This window comes from Paenibacillus helianthi, from assembly GCF_001909055.1.
GTDB lineage: Bacteria > Bacillota > Bacilli > Paenibacillales > Paenibacillaceae > Paenibacillus_AQ > Paenibacillus_AQ helianthi.
Genome location: NZ_LVWI01000037.1, coordinates 289,039 through 305,035, shown reverse-complemented (window position 1 = coordinate 305,035; position 15,997 = coordinate 289,039). Strand labels below are relative to the sequence as shown.

Below are 15,997 nucleotides of genomic sequence, written 5' to 3'. Positions count from 1 at the left end.
GAGGCACTAATCCACGTAATCTCACAGTGAGTCCTTCCAGCGACCTTGGTTCCCACTCTGTTCCGGCGGCAAAGACTGTGCACTGCTCGTATATTTCTAAATGGACAAGTACATGATACAATGTGGAAATATTGCGTTTGCCTTTACAATAACCACTTTAGAGGAGTGAAGCCTGTGGCAATTAATGTGTACTTCAATTTTAACGGAAACGCACGTGAAGCTGTAGAGTTTTATGCAACAGTGTTTGGAACAGAGCCCCCGCAGATCATGACTTTTGGTGAGGCACCTCCGGACCCTTCCCACCCTCTTCCCGAGGAAGCCAAGCATCTGGTCATGCACGCCATGATGTTCATTGACGGAAGTCCAGTGATGTTCTCGGATGTCTTCCCCGGTATGCCTTATACTGAAGGAAATAATATAAATCTCACCCTGATGAATGCTGATACCGGCAAAATCAAAGCATGGTACGACAAGCTCAAAGAAGGCGGTACTGTTATCATGGAACTACAGGAGACCTTCTGGAGCAAATGTTACGGCAGTCTGAAGGACAAATTCGGGATCATCTGGCAGCTAAGCCATGAAGACGGCCAAAGCGGCGACAACGCTTAATCTCCCACTCCGGTCATCCAAATACTGTTAAGGATATAGTTCTCTGAGCCATTTGGGAGATGCTGTATCCTTTTTTCATGCAGATTAAAGTATCACGAATACCATTTTTTTATGCGCTTTCAGCCCAATCTGTGTTTTAATAAGTATACCGCTATCGGCAAATTCCGCTGTAAAGGAGCCTCACTAATGGAAATATCCGCTTTTTTGCTGCCCAAGGACCAGGTATCGTATATTACCTCCTCCATTACCATGCTGGAGGCCCTGGTACAACTGGAGAATCATTATTATTCTGCCATCCCCATTATTGATGGAGAAGGTAAATATGTGGGAACCTTATCCGAAGGGGACTTGCTGTGGAAGCTGAAGGATACGGCAGGATTAAGCTTTGAGAACATGCGGGATGTGACCGTAGGCGATATTCAGCGTCATGTTCACAACGAAAGTGTCGGGATTCACGCACAGATGGAGGATATGCTGACGCTGGCTGCAGATCAGAATTTTGTTCCGGTTGTCGATGACAAAGGCATCTTCCTGGGCATTATCCGCCGGAAGGACATTATTGAATATTACACCCGGAATATTACCGATTAGCAGACATTCATGTACGCCATGATACACAAGCAGCGGCTGTGCAGTCCCGGGTGGGACAGCACAGCCGCTGCTTGTGTGAATAGCTTTTCTTAGAGAATCTCAAATACATGGGTCAGACGGGTAAGTTCGAATATCTTCCGCACATTGGCATTCAGCGACTGAAGCTTGATTGTGCCACCGTTCTCCACACACTTCTTGTAGGAGCTGACGATTACTCCAAGCCCGGTGCTATCGATAAAGGCGCATGTACTGAAATCAAGAACAAAGCTGTAGGTCCCCTTATCAATATATTCCTTTACCTTTTCTCTGAAGTCGCTGGCTTCTTCCACGGAGAACATCTCCGGCATTTCGATGGTAATCTCGCTCAAGCTATTCACCCCTGATTATAAATTTCTCTACGAGCGTTTCCAGTTCATACGCCATGGCACTTACTTCCTGGGCAGAGGCCGCAAAGTTTGTGACCGTTGCCGCCTGTTCTTCTGTAGCACTTGATACATTCTCACTATTGATTGCCGCCACTTCCGAAATGGTCCCCATCGAATCAATCAGTCTGATAATCTGATCTGAGGTAGCTACCTCGTCCCGGGTAATATCCAGAATCTCGCGGACACTGTCTGTAATAAGCTCCACGGAATTGATAATATGCACGAAAACGTGATCCGTCTCAGTCACTTCGCGAACACCACCTTCAACCGCCTCTGAAGCACCTCTCATGGAGGCTACTGCCTGGGTAATCCGTGTGACCATATCATTCACCAGAACTGAAATTTCACTGGCCTGCCTGTGGGTTTCATCGGAGAGCTTCCGCACTTCTTCAGCTACCACACTGAAGCCCCTGCCGTCCTCACCGGCTCTAGCGGCTTCAATGGCTGCATTCAGGGCCAGCAGGTTGGTCTGACCGGCGATAGCGTTAATCGTACCAATAATTGATGATACCTTGCCTGAGAGTTCACTCACCTCCTGCAGCTGATCTTCGGTTTCCTGTGTGCTGCTGCTGATAATGTTCATGGCTTCGACCGTATTCATGACCTGTTTTCTTCCGCGCTGGGCCGCCTGATTGGTCAGATCGGCATTACCGGAAGTAGCAGACGCCTTACTCTGGGCCAGCTGCACCAGACTGGAGAGCTGTACAAGAACCTGGGAGGCATTGATTACGGACTGATTGTTATTCTCTGCGCCGGCGGCAATCTCCTGAGTACTCGAGCTGATCTCCTGAATCGATGCGCTAATCTCCTCCGACGAGGCCGCCATTTCTTCCGACATGGAAGTCAAGGAGATCGAGCCTGCCCTCACTTTCTCGATGATGGCATCCTGTTTGTCAATCATCGTATTAAATGCTTCACTCAGCTCCTGCAGCTCGTCTCCTGTGCGGATAGAGGTATGTACAGTCAGGTCCCCTTCTCCCGCAAGAGACATCGCCTTCTCCAGCCTGATAATCGGATTGACAATGCTGCGGGTGGTGAAAAAATAAGCCACAAGCAGGGCGATTACTATACAGGCTAGAGTGATAATAATAGTCATGTTGCGGATATTAATCGCTGGAGCCATATAATCCTGAACATTGGCGGTAGTGGCCACTATCCAGTTTCCGGCAGGCTGAAAGGATACATACTTATGAACACCTTCATAGGTGTAGAACCCGTGGGCAGCCTTGCCATTTTTCATAACCTGAAAGATTGCACTAAGTTCCTTATTACTGTTACCGTCAAGCGTCTCCTTCAGAATCTTCTCCTTCTTGGGATGATATATAATCAGACCAGTGCGGTCGACCATATATCCATAGCCGCTGTCTCCAACCTTGACCTTGGCTACTGGAGCGGTAAGGTTATCGAACAGAACAGTTCCGATCAGCACCCCTGTAATTTGTCCATTCTGCTCCAGCGGGCGGGCAATAGCCACAATATTATGACCGCTTTCTTCAGAGACGAGAACTTCGCTCTCTGTTTCTTTTCCCTGCAGGGCTTGTTTGAAATAATCCCGGTCCTTAACACTAAGATTCGGATTCACAGAGCTGCTGGTCAGCAATACCTGTCCGTCATTGCCGGCTATGATGATAGATTCCAGCAGCTTCGCATGATCCTTCTGTAAGCCTGAGATATAAGAATACGCCAGGCTTTTCGCTGTCTTGCCTGCCGGATTACCCGCAAAGCTTGCCAGCGTATCATTTTGACCGGCAATCCCAAGATAATTACTTACGGCCGTTAGCTCCGAATCGACAGATTGGCCAGTTGAGGCAGTGGTATCGCGCAATTCCTCCTCGATCGTTTTTTGCAGCGCATTAGAGGCTTGATTATACGAAATGATTCCCGAAATGGACAAAGGCACACTAATAATCAAAAACAGCAGAATACTCATTTTAACTTTTAGACTTAACTTCACGGGATTCTCTCCTTCTTCTGTCTACGAGGGATTTACGCATTTGCTGATGTACATCGTGTTGTGAATCATGTCCACTTGATCGGAGAAGCAGCGGATCAGGTACAGACCTCTCCCGCCTTCATCAAGCAGCTCGTCACTGCTGATCATGTCCGGGAATACCAATGTACCTGCTCCTTCCCCGGAGTCTTCCACCTGAAGTTCAAGCTGCTCGCCGCTCAGCAAATACCGGATAATAATCGGCTTGCTAGCATCGCTATGATTACCGTGGTAGTAAGCATTGGTAATGGCTTCGATCAGAATCAGCCGAATGTCAAACGCATAAGCCTCCAGATGAAGCTCTTCTATAATTCCGTCAATAATTCGCTGATGCTGCTCCAAACCATGGATTCGAATTTCCTTCTGAACAGCTCTCATAATCCGCTCCTTCATTCACTTAATAGATAGGCTCAGCCAGGTGCAGTCATCCTGTAATGAAGCTCCCGCAATCCGGTCGGTCAGATATTCGTAGCTGCCGCTCAGTTCCTGGCTGTCAAAGAGAAGATCCATCCCGTCGCTGTAAAAGCAAAAACGGTCTCCCGATTGAAAGGATATGGATTTCTCCTCAAATTCACTGTCTCCGAACATGCCTAGCGGCGCGCCTTTGACGGTAATGCATTGGCCCTCCCGGTCCTTGGGCACATAGATGAATTCATTGATCCCTGCACCCGCTGCCTTCAGCAAGCCGGTTCCAAAATCCAGACAAAAGCAGCAGCCCGCAATATAATCCTCGCCCAGATGCAGTATAGCTTTCTGGTTCAATTCCTTCATGACCTGCAGCGGATCATCAGTAACCTCCATACAATCCGCAAACAACACCCTAAGGGCAGAGATGTTCAGCGCGGCGGTGATTCCCTTGCCCGTCACATCACCAATCATTCCAACTACCCTTTCCTCATCAATCTTATGAAAAATGAAGAAATCGCCACTCAGTGTCCGGGCCGGAATATACAGCTTCTCCAGTTCTGCCTTCTCCTCCAGCGGAAAAACCACTGCATGCCGGTGATCCTGCAGCTTGACTGCCCGCTCCACTTCCTTTTTGCTCTCCGTGATGTCCCTCAGCACCAGCTGTAACGCCTTTTCTTCCTCATAAATGATCGGTACACCTGAAATCTCAACATCGAAAATACGGTTATCATGCCGGATGAACCGCTGTTCGAAGCGAAATCTCTCCTTGGCGATGGAGCCCCAGGTCATAAGCTTGTTATATTTGGCGCTCCTTATGTATTGCTCGCTAAAAAAGGACTCTATTCTCTGTCCAATCAGCTCCTGTTTCTTTTTACCGAACATTTTTTCGGTTTGTTTGTTGGCAAACAGGATGGTGCCTCCGCTATAGACCATAATGGCTTCGGGACAGAGCTCAACCAGATCCCTGTATCTCTCTTCACTCTCACGAAGCCGCTGCTCCGAACGAACCCGCTCGCTGATGTCATGAACAACCATGTAGATGCTTGACCTCCCGAGCATGGACATCATGCCGGTATGAATCTCCACATCAATTACCTGCCCCCCAGCGAGCAGGTGCCTGTCCATAAAGACCCTGTTAGCCCCATGTTCGTCACCAGGCATTCCTTGTACAATGAAATCTTCCAATCCGGCATACGGGTCGGCCTGCAGATCCGTAATATGAAGTTTCCGAAAAATACGGATAGGGTAGCCGTAGAATTCACAGGCTGCCCTGTTGGCATCGGTAATCGATCCGTCTACCGGATTCACCAGCAAAGTAATCAGATGGTTGTTTTCATAAATGCAGCCATAATGGTCCATGCACTGCTCGGGGCTGGGTGCCCTGTGCAGATTTTTGCAATGTTTATCTACTGCCATTCTTCGTCCTCTATTCTGATTCAGCTTTGAAACCTTACCATTATATGCATTTAATTTTCATTCAGCCGTGAATTCCGACACACACAGCAAAAAAAACTATCAGAAGCTCGATCCGTGTCAAAAAAACAAAAAACCGGACGTTTCCTTACAAGAAGGAGAACGCCCGGGTTCGGGTATGGCAGTTTACAGTTCAGTCAGGATAATTGTGCCCTGCGGAGTAATGGCCAGTGTATGCTCATACTGGGCTGACAGGCCTCCATCGATCGTGCGGGCCGTCCACCCGTCCGCATCTACCTTAGTACGATAGCTTCCGGTATTCAGCATCGGCTCAATGGTAAATACCATGCCTTCTTTGAGTCTTGGTCCTTTCCCTGCGGGTCCATAGTGAGGTACCTCAGGTGCTTCATGCATTTCAGAACCAATGCCGTGACCAATGAAATCACGTACGACCGAGAAGCCGTTCGACTCGGCATAGACCTGTATCGCATGGGCAACATCCCCGATCCGGTTACCGGCGACCGCTTGCTCAATACCTTTGAACAATGACTCTTTGGTCGTATTCAGCAGTTTCTCCGCCTGTTCGCTAATATTGCCGATGGCGTAGGACCAAGCCGAATCTGCCAGCCAGCCATTCAGGTTCACAACCATATCAATGGTTACGATATCGCCGTCTTTCAACTCCTCATGCTTCGGAAATCCATGGCAGATCACATCATTTACAGATGCGCAGGTCGCGTAAGGATAGCCGTGATAGCCTTTTTGCTCCGGGGTAGCTCCTTGGGAGAGAATGAATTTCTCTGCAAACTGGTCAATTTCCCAGGTTGTGATTCCGGGCTTAATGATTTGGGCGATTTGCCGGTGGCATTCCGCAAGAATTTTGCCGGCTGCCCGCATTTTCTCGATCTCTTCCATCGTTTTCATGATGATCATTCGTTTCGCCTCTTCTGTACAGAACACATTACTTACAATAATGGCTCTTGGTTATAGTTTGGTCGTTCTTCTCTATATTATGAAAGATATTCGCCGAAAATCCAAATTTAATCTGAATTCACAAGCAGAAACGGCAATAGAAGGATAATTTAATGCGTGAAGCATATAAATTCTTATATTTTCAAAAAAAGAAACGAACCCTGCCTTCTTAAAGAAGGAAACGGGTTCGTTAAGTTCATGAATCAGTCGTGGAAATGAAGTCCAGAGGTAACCGCCTTGACGTATCCGCTGCGGATTACAAAATCCCCAAAGTGCTCGCCGCTTTGGCGCTCCCTGGCGTATTGATGGAGGATTGGTTCAAGCGTTGCCAGAATTTCCTGTTCATCGATATTTTCCTTATACAGTTTATTCAGACGGTCGCCGGTAAAACCTGCTCCCAGATACATATTATATCTGCCCGGAGCCTTCCCGATGAACGAGATCTCCCCCAACGCCGGTCTGGCGCAGCCATTCGGGCAACCCGTCATGCGGATCACAATTTCTTCCTCCCGAAGTCCTGCTTCGTCAATGATCAGCTCCAGCTTATCCAGCAGCAGCGGCAGATAACGCTCTGCCTCGGCCATGGCCAATCCGCACGTCGGCAGCGCTACACAGGACATCGAGCTGCGCCGCAGAGCCGAATGATGCGCACCCTCTGTCAATCCATACTGCTTGGCGAGTTCCGTAACCTTACGTTTCTTCGAACTGCTGACATTGCCTATAATCAGATTCTGATTGGGGGTCAGCCGGAAGTCTCCGTCATGGATTTTGGCGATTTCCCGCAGGCCTGTCATGAGCTTGCTGCTCTCCGTATCATGAATCCGTCCACTCTGGATATACAGCGTCAGGTTCCATCTGCCGTTCACACCTTTCACCCAGCCGTAACGGTCACCGTTATGGTCGAAGTGAAAGCCCCTTGCCGGTTCAAGCTCCCACCCTAACCGGTTCTGCAATTCACCGGTAAACCATTCCAGACCATGACGGTCAATGGTGTATTTGAAACGGGCATTTTTGCGGACCGAGCGGTTGCCGAAGTCGCGCTGAATCGTAACGGTTTTCTCCGCCAGATCAATCATTTGCTCCGGCCGGCAGAAGCCTATTACCCGTCCAAGCTGCGGATACGTACTTGTATCCCCATGAGTCATCCCCATGCCGCCGCCAACCGTTACATCGAATCCTGCCAGCTTGCCGTTTTCCAGAATTGCGATAAAGCCAAGATCCTGGGAGAATACATCCACATCATTGGATGGAGGGACCGCGATGCCGATTTTGAACTTGCGGGGCAGATAGACCGGGCCGTAGATCGGTTCGACTTCTGCTCCGTCTTTGCTGTCCACTACCTTTTCACCGTCCAGCCAAATTTCATGGTAGGCAGGGGTACGCGGTGCCAAATGATCGCTGATCTTGCGTGCCCACTCATAGACCTCGGCATGAACCTCGGACTGGTACGGATTGGGAGCGCTCATCACATTGCGGTTAACGTCACCGCAAGCAGCGAGGGTCGTCATCAGCGTATCGTTGATGGTCTTGATGGTCTTTTTCAAATTCCATTTGAGCACTCCGTGCATTTGAAAGGCCTGTCTTGTCGTCAGCCGCAAGGTACCGTTGCCGTATTTGTGTGCCAGTTCGTCCATGACCAGCCATTGTGCCGGGGTAGCCACACCACCAGGTGCGACCACACGCAGCATGAACTGAAAGGCCGGCTCCAGCTTCGAGCGTTCCCGTTCACTGCGCAAATCCCGGTCATCCTGCATGTAGCTGCCGTGGAACTTAAGCAACCGGTTATCATCCTCAGGCAGACCTCCGGTGATCGGGTTCTTCAACGTCTCCACAAGGGCTCCCCGCAAATAATTGCTCTCGAGCTTAATATGTTCAACATCACTAGGCGGGCCGCCGATGGGCTTCACCACTGATTCATTATTCGCCATTGCTGCAAGTCTCCTCCCGCATTCACTGTATGTTAATGTTTAGTACACATCGCGCTGGTAACGCTGCTCCTGCTGCAGATTGTCCAGATAGGCTGCTGCTGCTTCGGGGCTTAGTCCGCCTTCCTCCTGAATAACGCTGATCAGCGCTGCGTGGACGTCGTGGGCCATATGCTTTTCATCCCCGCAGACATATACATGGGCGCCTTCCTGCAGCCAGGCATAGAGCTCTTGACTATGCTCCAGAATGCGGTGCTGCACATAGACTTTCTCTTCTGTATCCCGGGAGAAGGCCACATCCAGCTTATTCAGCACGCCGTCCTTCAGCATCCGCTGCCAGTCTGTCTGGTAGAGGAAGTCTGTCACAAAATGACGGTCTCCGTAGAACAGCCATGTCTTGCCTTCTGCACCTTGCTCCTCGCGTTCCTCCAGGAACGAGCGGAACGGCGCAACTCCTGTACCGGGTCCGATCATGATCACTGGCACATCGGGATTTGCCGGAAGCTTGAAATTCGGATTGTTCTGGATGTATACCGGCAAAGTGTCTCCTGGCTGCACACGCTCCGCGCAGTGAACCGAGCAGACACCATAGCGTTCTCGTCCATGGGACTCATAGCGTACCGCCCGCACGGTAAAGTGAACCTCTTCAGGATTGGCATTATAGCTGCTGGCGATGGAGTATAGTCTTGCCGGCAGCTTGCGCAGGATGGTTACGAAGCTGCAGGCTGGTACATCCCATGGCGCGAAATCTTGAATCAGGTCGAGCAGATCACGACCCTGGATGTATTCTTTCAACTGCTTGGAACGGTCCGGCAGCAGCAGTTCATGCAGCGCGGGAGCTGTTGACAGCTTCGCTGCCTGCTCCAGCAGCGGTTTGGTCAGGACGGTTATTTCATAATGGCGGAGAAGCGCTTCATGAAGGGTGCCCTCTTCACCTTTTTTGTTCAGGGGAACGGTTTCCCCGGAGTTCCAGCCCATGGCGGCAATAATCTCTTCTACCAGCCGGGGATGATTCTCGGGATAGACTCCCAGGGAGTCACCAGGTTCGAAGGTCATGTTAGAACCAGCCAGCGACAGCTCCAGATGGCGGGTTTCACGATCCGAGCCGCGTCCGTTCAGATTCAGATTCTCCAGCACCTCTGCCTGGAACGGATGATTGCGGGAGTATGCCGATTGCAGCGATTCCGCGTGTTCGGCCGCAAGCACAGCCTCTTCAGCAATAGCGGGGGCACTCTGGGCACCGTTAAGGGCGGTAATCACTTGTTCCATCCAATCAGCGACCGGCTCGTCATAGTCCAGATCGCAATCTGCACGGGGGCTTAGACGCTGGCCGCCCAGCTCTTCCAGCCTCTGGTCGAAATCCTTGCCCGTCTGGCAGAAGTATTCATATGAGGTATCCCCGAGTGCCAGCACCGAATACCGTAAATGATTCAATTGGGGCGCTCTTTTGCTATAGAGAAATTCGTGAAGCGAACGTGCATTATCCGGTGGTTCACCCTCACCATGCGTGCTGACCAGAATCAGCAGGTTCTCTACCTTCTTCAGTGCATTCGGCTTAAAGCTGTTCATCGCAGATACGGTGACCTCGAATCCCTGCTCCTTCAGCTTGCCTGACAGGCTGGAAGCGAGACGCTGGCAATTGCCAGTCTGCGATCCGAAGAGTACGGTGATATCGCGGGAAAAGGACGGCTGGGCAATCGCAACTGAAGCAGCTGAAGCAATTGCAGCACCCGGAACGGGTGTTACAGGCACAGCCGGCGCAGTAGTGGAGTCAACGGATATGCCCTGCAGTGTTATTGCGGATATATAGCCGCCGAGCCAAATCTGCTGTGTCTGCGTCAGTGACGGCAGAAGGCGGTTTAGAAGATCAACCTGTTCCTCGGTAAAAGGACTGTTCGTAACATGTAATTGCAACACTATCGACCTCTCCTCGCATGAAATCTGCTTCCCTCTTAACAACATAAATTCAGGCTATCACAATTATATGAAACGATCAACGAGACAGCCGGCTGCTAAATTCACACTTATAATCCAATAAATTCAATAAAACGCACAAAAGCCGCTTAAATCAGAGTAAAAAGCTCTGATTTAACCAGCTTCATTACATTTTATGATAACTTTTATTAGATAAAATGATACTTAGTAATCGATAAAGCAGCAAGAATTTCACAAAACCTGCCTATTGATATGCCGGATAGTCATTCCAAGGACATTCAGCCCGAAGGTCTTACCTTTTTAAAGAAAAACGCTTCAGCGGTTTCTTGAGCAGATGTACCAAAACCAGCAGCCCCCCGGCGTTGATCGCCAAGTCTGCAAGGTTCAGAATGCCGCCACGGCTGCCGAAGACCAGAAAATCCGTTACCTGATGGTAAATAACACGATCCATGGCGTTGCCGATTGCCCCGCCTACCAGAAATCCGCTCGCCGCTTCCAGTAACGGTCCCCTCAGCACTCCCTTTCGTCTGTAATAGAACACCGCTGCAACAAAGGCTACCGCAACAATGGCGAAATATGGGCCGAATCCCTGAAAAGAGCTGAATGCTGCGCCACTGTTCTCGTAATACGTAAACTGCAGGTGCCCGCTCCATACAGGAATGGTTTCCCCCAGCTGCATCTTGGAGCGTACCGCCCACTTGGCGGCCTGATCCGCTATAACGACCAATATGGATATTAAATAAAAAAGCGTAATGGCCACCCCCTCTGCACTCGGCAAAAATAGCGATACTGTTCATTCTTACTGTTCAGCTTATCACAGGAAGACCCTGGATTCATCCTTGCCAGCCTCCGCAAAACAATCTGGACTTTGAGGCGACGCCCGGTGATTACTACGCCCACGGCTACACCCGCTTTTTTAAGGACAGCGCTGCCTTAGCGAGAAAAATAAAAAAACGCGGGAATATCCCAAAGGATGCTCCCGCGCTGTCCAGCTCCCGCAGCCGGTATACTATATTGATTTCCGCCGGAACTCTTACCAGGCGTAGGCTTCCGGTGCCGGACGGCCCGGTCCCGGGAAAATCTCGTCCAGCTTCTTCAGCGTATCTGCATCGAGCACGATCTCGGTGACTCTCAGCGAGTCTTCGAACTGTTCAATCGTCCGTGGCCCGATAATCGGTGCGGTAACGGCAGGATTGGCCAGTACCCAGGCCAGCGCCACTTGGTCTTCATGCTCCCCAAGCTCCTTACAGAGCGCGGAGAATTGCTCCAGCTGGCTCCGGTGCTGCTCCAGCTTGGCCGAACGGGCGCTGCGCACACCACTTTTGGACAGCGCATTGCGTCCAAGCAGGCCGCCAGCCAGCGGACTCCATGGGATCACTCCCAGACCCAGCTCCTGCGAAGCTGGAAGGACCTCCAGCTCCGGCGTCCGCTCCAGCAGGTTGTACAGATGCTGCTCGGAGACAAGCCCCAGGAAATGGCGTTCTTTGGCCTTTGCCTGGGCAGCGGCAATATGCCAGCCCGCAAAGTTGCTGGACCCGATGTAATCGGCTTTGCCCTGGGAGACCAGAATTTCAAATGCGCCCCACAACTCGTCCCAGGAGACATTCCGGTCAATATGATGCATTTGATACAGTTCAATGTGATCCGTCTGCAGACGTTTCAGTGAGCCTTCGAAATGACGTCTGATCTTGTATGCGGACAAACCTGCACCTGAATTGGGACCGTCCTGCTCGTCGAACATGTCACCGTAGACTTTGGTAGCCAGAACAACCTTCTCGCGCCGGCCGCCTCCCTGCTGAAACCATCGGCCGATAATTTCTTCAGTCCAGCCGCGCCGGTCATTGCCGCCGTATACATTGGCTGTATCAAAAAAGTTGATGCCCGCATCCAAGGCAGCGTCCATAATTCTGAAGGCTTCCTTTTCCTCGGTTTCTGGGCCGAAATTCATGGTACCCAGACATAGTTGGCTAACCTTCAAACCGGATTTTCCCAAATAACTGTATTTCACTCGCATTTCCTCCCTTGCATTCCTGATTGGTTGTCTGCTGCAAGATCACTATATACCTTAGAGTCTACTGTAAGGCAAGCCATATTAGCAGTCATTATCCGGAAAGAGGACTTCTCCCGACTTCAGCTGTATCTCCACAATTTCCTGTAGTGTGTTCGATAGCTCTCCCGGCGGATACGGCTTCGTCAGATATGTCTTCACGTTCTCAAGCATACTCTTATCCGTCTTGTCCAGCGCCGAGGAGATCACAATCGGCACCTGTTCGGTCCGGGGATCATTTTTGAGCATACGGATCAGATCCCAACCGTCCAGCTCCACTCCCAGCATCAGATCTACGACAATAGCCACAAAAGATGACTTCAGCGCCTGGTCGAATGCTTTTTGGGGATGGTAATGATGGGTGACCCGGAAGCCCTTGCCCTTCAGCTCTTCCGAGAGCAGCAGGGACAGGCTGTAATCATCTTCAACAATCATTACATTAGGCTTCTGTTCCTTATCAGCGCCCCACTTGGCAGACTCCTCCACATGCCCGCTGTCTTCTGCCAACTCCATAGGCAAGCTGAACCAAACGGTAGTGCCTTCACCCTCCACTGACTCGATGCCGATGGTCCCTTTGTGCTTTTCAATAATTTCCTTGCAGATCGCAAGCCCTAGTCCGGTTCCTCCGATCCGCTTGGACGCGCTGTTATCCACTCTTCTGAATTTCTGGAACAGCTGGCCAATCTGATTCTTGGGAATACCCAGCCCCTGATCGTGGACCCGCACTATAATCCGGTTCGGTTCATTGTGGAGCAGTACTTTGACTTCATGGCTTCCCGGTGAAAATTTGATGGCATTGCTCAGCAGGTTGGTAAGCACCTGAATGATCTTGTCCTTGTCAACAGCCACCTCATCTTGCACAGCATCGTCTTCCAAAAGGATATGGTGAGTACTGCTGAGCTTGTATTGGTCAATAACGCCGAGCACAATTTCACTGAGATGTGCCGGTTCGACATTATACTGCTGTGTCCCCGATTCCATTCGCTGCAGATCCAGAAAGTCATTAATCAGCTCGGTCAAACGTTTCGCTTCCTTGTGAATTGTCTCCAGATATTTAAGCTGCTTCTCCGGCTTCATGGTTTTGGACAGCAGCAGCTCCGTGAAGCCAAGAACACTGGACAGCGGAGTCCGCAGTTCATGGCTGACTGTGCTGACCAGCTCGGACTTCATCAGGTCAAGCTCATATTCACGTGTGATATCGCGGTGTACGAACAGCGTCCCGATCCGGTCTTCACGGCGGAGGACCGGAATTGCATAGACATCGACATGTTGAATCTCCTCGGTGCCCAGTGAATATTTCATTGTGCTGGAATCCATGGCCGATTCGGACATCGCATGCTCGTAGAATTGCCGTAGCTCTGCAGATTCATTGGACTTGCCGGTGAATGCTTCCAGCCAATCCTCCGCAGGAACCAGCGAACCCTCGGTCCAATCGCTATAGCGGAACAGCTCACTGAGCGCCTTGTTGATATGCTGCATTACGCCTTCGGTATTGACGAACTGGATACCCTCATTTACATTGTTGACGATATCCCGGTTCAGCTTGCGTCCATGTTCGATTTCCTCATACATCATGAGCCGCTCGATCGCCAGCGCCACCCGGCTCATCAGCCCCTGGATCTCGCTGAGTTCTTCTTCGGTAAAGGTACGGCCGATCCGGCTGCCGCAGAAGACCGCCAGAATCTCATTACTGCTGCCCACTACTGAAGTGTATAAATCATAACAGTAGACTTCGTCAGGAGAGATGCCCTGTTCCCGCGGCGAGCCTACTCTTTGGATAATATAGGATTGCTCTTCTCCCAGGCGGTGCAGAATTTCGGAATGGTGATGATCGAGGTACCGCTCCACATTCGCTTGCGGCACGCCTTTGACAACGGTAATCTTATCCTGAACAAGCAGGAACAGACTGGAATCAAAGTCATAGATCTGATTCATGAACCCGCTGAATTTCTCGGCGAATTCCTGTTTGTCCAGCGTGTAGGTAAGCTCATGATTCAACCGGTTATAACGCTCCAGCATGAAGGTAGTCTGCTCCGTATTCTGGAGGGTAACCGCCAGCTGCTGCTGCACACTTTTCAGGGAGGTGATGTTGTTCGCGATGAGGATATATTGGTAAACCTTGCCCTCATCGTTCAAATAAGGCATGACCGTCATATGGAGCCATACGGACTCCTGGCCATCCTTCACCAGAACTTCAATTTCCCCGCTCCAGTTTCCGCCGGTGGATAATTTACTGATAATCTGCTCCATCTGGGAGGAAGTCATATTCAGCAGTTCGAATAGCCGGAAAGGGTAGCCTATAATCTCGGCATTTCTGTAGCCTGTATAGCTGCTAAGATTGCTATTCGCATAAGTGAACAGCCCTTTATCCGACAGAATGCCGACAGCCGAGGTCTGATCGAGCGCCTTCATCATGCTTTCAATTTCGCTTAATGAACGCTCCAGCTTGAACTGCTGGTCCTGAAGCTCATCCTGCTGGGCATATAGCTCCTCGTTCTGCATCGTTAATTCTTCTTCCTTGTCCTGGATGCTGTGGGCCATGTTCAGGAATGCCTCGTACAAGCGTCCAATCTCATCCTGCTTTTCCAGTTTTCCGAGCAGAACCGTCTCCCCCGCAGCAAGTGAATGGGTAGCCTCCTCCAGCCGGACAATCGGATCAATCAGAATCTTCAGCCCCCGCCAGATCATTAAGGTAAAGAAGAGCAACAAAAAGGCACTGATGCCGAAGGCCGCAACGGTATAGCTGTCAGCTCGTAGGATAGAACGGTCTGCCATATCACTTAGCTGCTGATCTGAGCTCTCCTTGAAGGCCTTCGTATAGGCGAGAAAATCATTCAAGGACTTCGTGCTGCCGCTCTGCGAAAGGGTTCGGATCCCTTCATAGTCATCATTTTCGACCAGTCGCATCACCTTTGGCAGCGTTTGACTCTTGTAATTCGTATAAAAAGCGGATAAAGCCTCCCGATACTCCGCCTCTTCCGGTGACAGATTCAGCCCGGCGTATTGATTCAGAATACCATCCAGATTCTCAAGTGCCGTATTCAGCAGACCCAGTTCGTTGGTGCTCTTCAAGGCGATATACCCTCTGGCCCGGAAAAACACTTCATTCAGCGTCCCGGCCAGTTCATCTATGATATTCGCTTTGGTCTGCAGGACCTCCCGTTCCGACTTCAGTCTGCTCTGCTGGGTATTAATATAAAAGAAGAGGACACTCACTGTCAGGACAATGAGCACGAACAACAGCGTAATAATCTGGTAATATTTCGTTTTGATGCTGGTATTAGAGCGCTTCGTTGTTCTCACTGAGAATGCCCTCCACAATCTGCAGGAGCTCCATGGGGCTGAAAGGCTTCGGCATAAAATAGCGGGCGCCGGCCTCGCGGGCTTTACTACGGTCGTTCTCCTGCGCCTTGGCGGTCAGCATCAGAATGGGCATGGCGTTTTTTTGTTCTTTTTCCAGCGCCTCGAGAACTTCAATTCCAGTCATCTCGGGCATCATATAATCCAGAATGACCAGATCATACAGCTCCTCCGACAGCTTGGTCAGCGCTTCTGTGCCATTCTCGGCGGTATGGATCTCTACATTCTCCAGATCCTCCAGCGTGTCTTCAATCAGCATGCGCAAGACCTCTTCATCATCGACTACAAGTACTCTTTGCATTCAATCCTCACCCTTCTGTTC

13 protein-coding genes are annotated in these 15,997 nt (G+C 50.5%); 2 read left to right on the top strand and 11 right to left on the bottom strand.

Going from position 1 to position 15,997, the window contains the following annotated elements; all coding sequences use genetic code 11:
• Window positions 1-174 precede the first annotated feature (174 nt).
• Both A3844_RS13215 and A3844_RS13210 read left to right on the top strand, forming a co-directional pair.
• Complete coding sequence (locus tag A3844_RS13215; RefSeq protein ID WP_074087761.1) at window positions 175-609, top strand: VOC family protein; 435 nt, start codon at window positions 175-177, stop codon at window positions 607-609.
• 186 nt (window positions 610-795) lie between these two features.
• On the top strand, window positions 796-1,200 hold the full coding sequence (locus A3844_RS13210) for a CBS domain-containing protein (RefSeq protein ID WP_074087760.1): 405 nt from the start codon (window positions 796-798) through the stop codon (window positions 1,198-1,200).
• Between the two features lie 89 nt (window positions 1,201-1,289).
• On the opposite strand, the gene A3844_RS13205 is transcribed toward A3844_RS13210, so the two are convergent.
• The 11 genes from A3844_RS13205 to A3844_RS13155 form a co-directional block, all read right to left on the bottom strand.
• A complete protein-coding gene (locus A3844_RS13205) occupies window positions 1,290-1,577 on the bottom strand; it encodes an STAS domain-containing protein (protein WP_244169763.1) in 288 nt (95 codons plus the stop codon).
• Window positions 1,570-3,579, bottom strand: coding sequence for a methyl-accepting chemotaxis protein (locus A3844_RS13200; protein ID WP_074107604.1), 2,010 nt, complete (start codon window positions 3,577-3,579; stop codon window positions 1,570-1,572). Before A3844_RS13200 ends, A3844_RS13205 begins: the two co-directional genes overlap by 8 nt.
• A gap of 21 nt (window positions 3,580-3,600) precedes the next feature.
• Window positions 3,601-3,993 (bottom strand): ATP-binding protein, encoded by a 393-nt coding sequence (locus A3844_RS13195; RefSeq protein WP_074087833.1) that lies wholly within the window; start codon window positions 3,991-3,993, stop codon window positions 3,601-3,603.
• A 15-nt stretch (window positions 3,994-4,008) separates the two neighbouring features.
• Window positions 4,009-5,439, bottom strand: coding sequence for a SpoIIE family protein phosphatase (locus tag A3844_RS13190; RefSeq protein WP_074107603.1), 1,431 nt, complete (start codon window positions 5,437-5,439; stop codon window positions 4,009-4,011).
• Window positions 5,440-5,622: 183 nt separating this feature from the next.
• Complete coding sequence (gene map, locus A3844_RS13185; protein ID WP_074107602.1) at window positions 5,623-6,369, bottom strand: type I methionyl aminopeptidase; 747 nt, start codon at window positions 6,367-6,369, stop codon at window positions 5,623-5,625.
• Window positions 6,370-6,611: 242 nt separating this feature from the next.
• Window positions 6,612-8,336 (bottom strand): assimilatory sulfite reductase (NADPH) hemoprotein subunit, encoded by a 1,725-nt coding sequence (gene cysI, locus A3844_RS13180; RefSeq protein WP_074107601.1) that lies wholly within the window; start codon window positions 8,334-8,336, stop codon window positions 6,612-6,614.
• Between the two features lie 39 nt (window positions 8,337-8,375).
• Complete coding sequence (locus A3844_RS13175) at window positions 8,376-10,247, bottom strand: assimilatory sulfite reductase (NADPH) flavoprotein subunit (protein WP_074107630.1); 1,872 nt, start codon at window positions 10,245-10,247, stop codon at window positions 8,376-8,378.
• A gap of 313 nt (window positions 10,248-10,560) precedes the next feature.
• Window positions 10,561-11,028: a signal peptidase II gene (lspA, locus tag A3844_RS13170; protein ID WP_244169762.1), complete on the bottom strand. Its 468-nt coding sequence runs from the start codon at window positions 11,026-11,028 to the stop codon at window positions 10,561-10,563.
• Window positions 11,029-11,301: 273 nt separating this feature from the next.
• Window positions 11,302-12,276 carry an aldo/keto reductase gene (locus A3844_RS13165; protein WP_074087751.1) on the bottom strand — a complete coding sequence of 325 codons (975 nt, stop codon included), beginning with the start codon at window positions 12,274-12,276 and terminating at the stop codon, window positions 11,302-11,304.
• Between the two features lie 84 nt (window positions 12,277-12,360).
• Window positions 12,361-15,618, bottom strand: coding sequence for an ATP-binding protein (locus tag A3844_RS13160; protein WP_074107600.1), 3,258 nt, complete (start codon window positions 15,616-15,618; stop codon window positions 12,361-12,363).
• Complete coding sequence (locus A3844_RS13155) at window positions 15,596-15,976, bottom strand: response regulator transcription factor (RefSeq protein ID WP_074107599.1); 381 nt, start codon at window positions 15,974-15,976, stop codon at window positions 15,596-15,598. The genes A3844_RS13160 and A3844_RS13155 overlap by 23 nt, the downstream gene beginning before the upstream one ends.
• Window positions 15,977-15,997 lie beyond the last annotated feature (21 nt).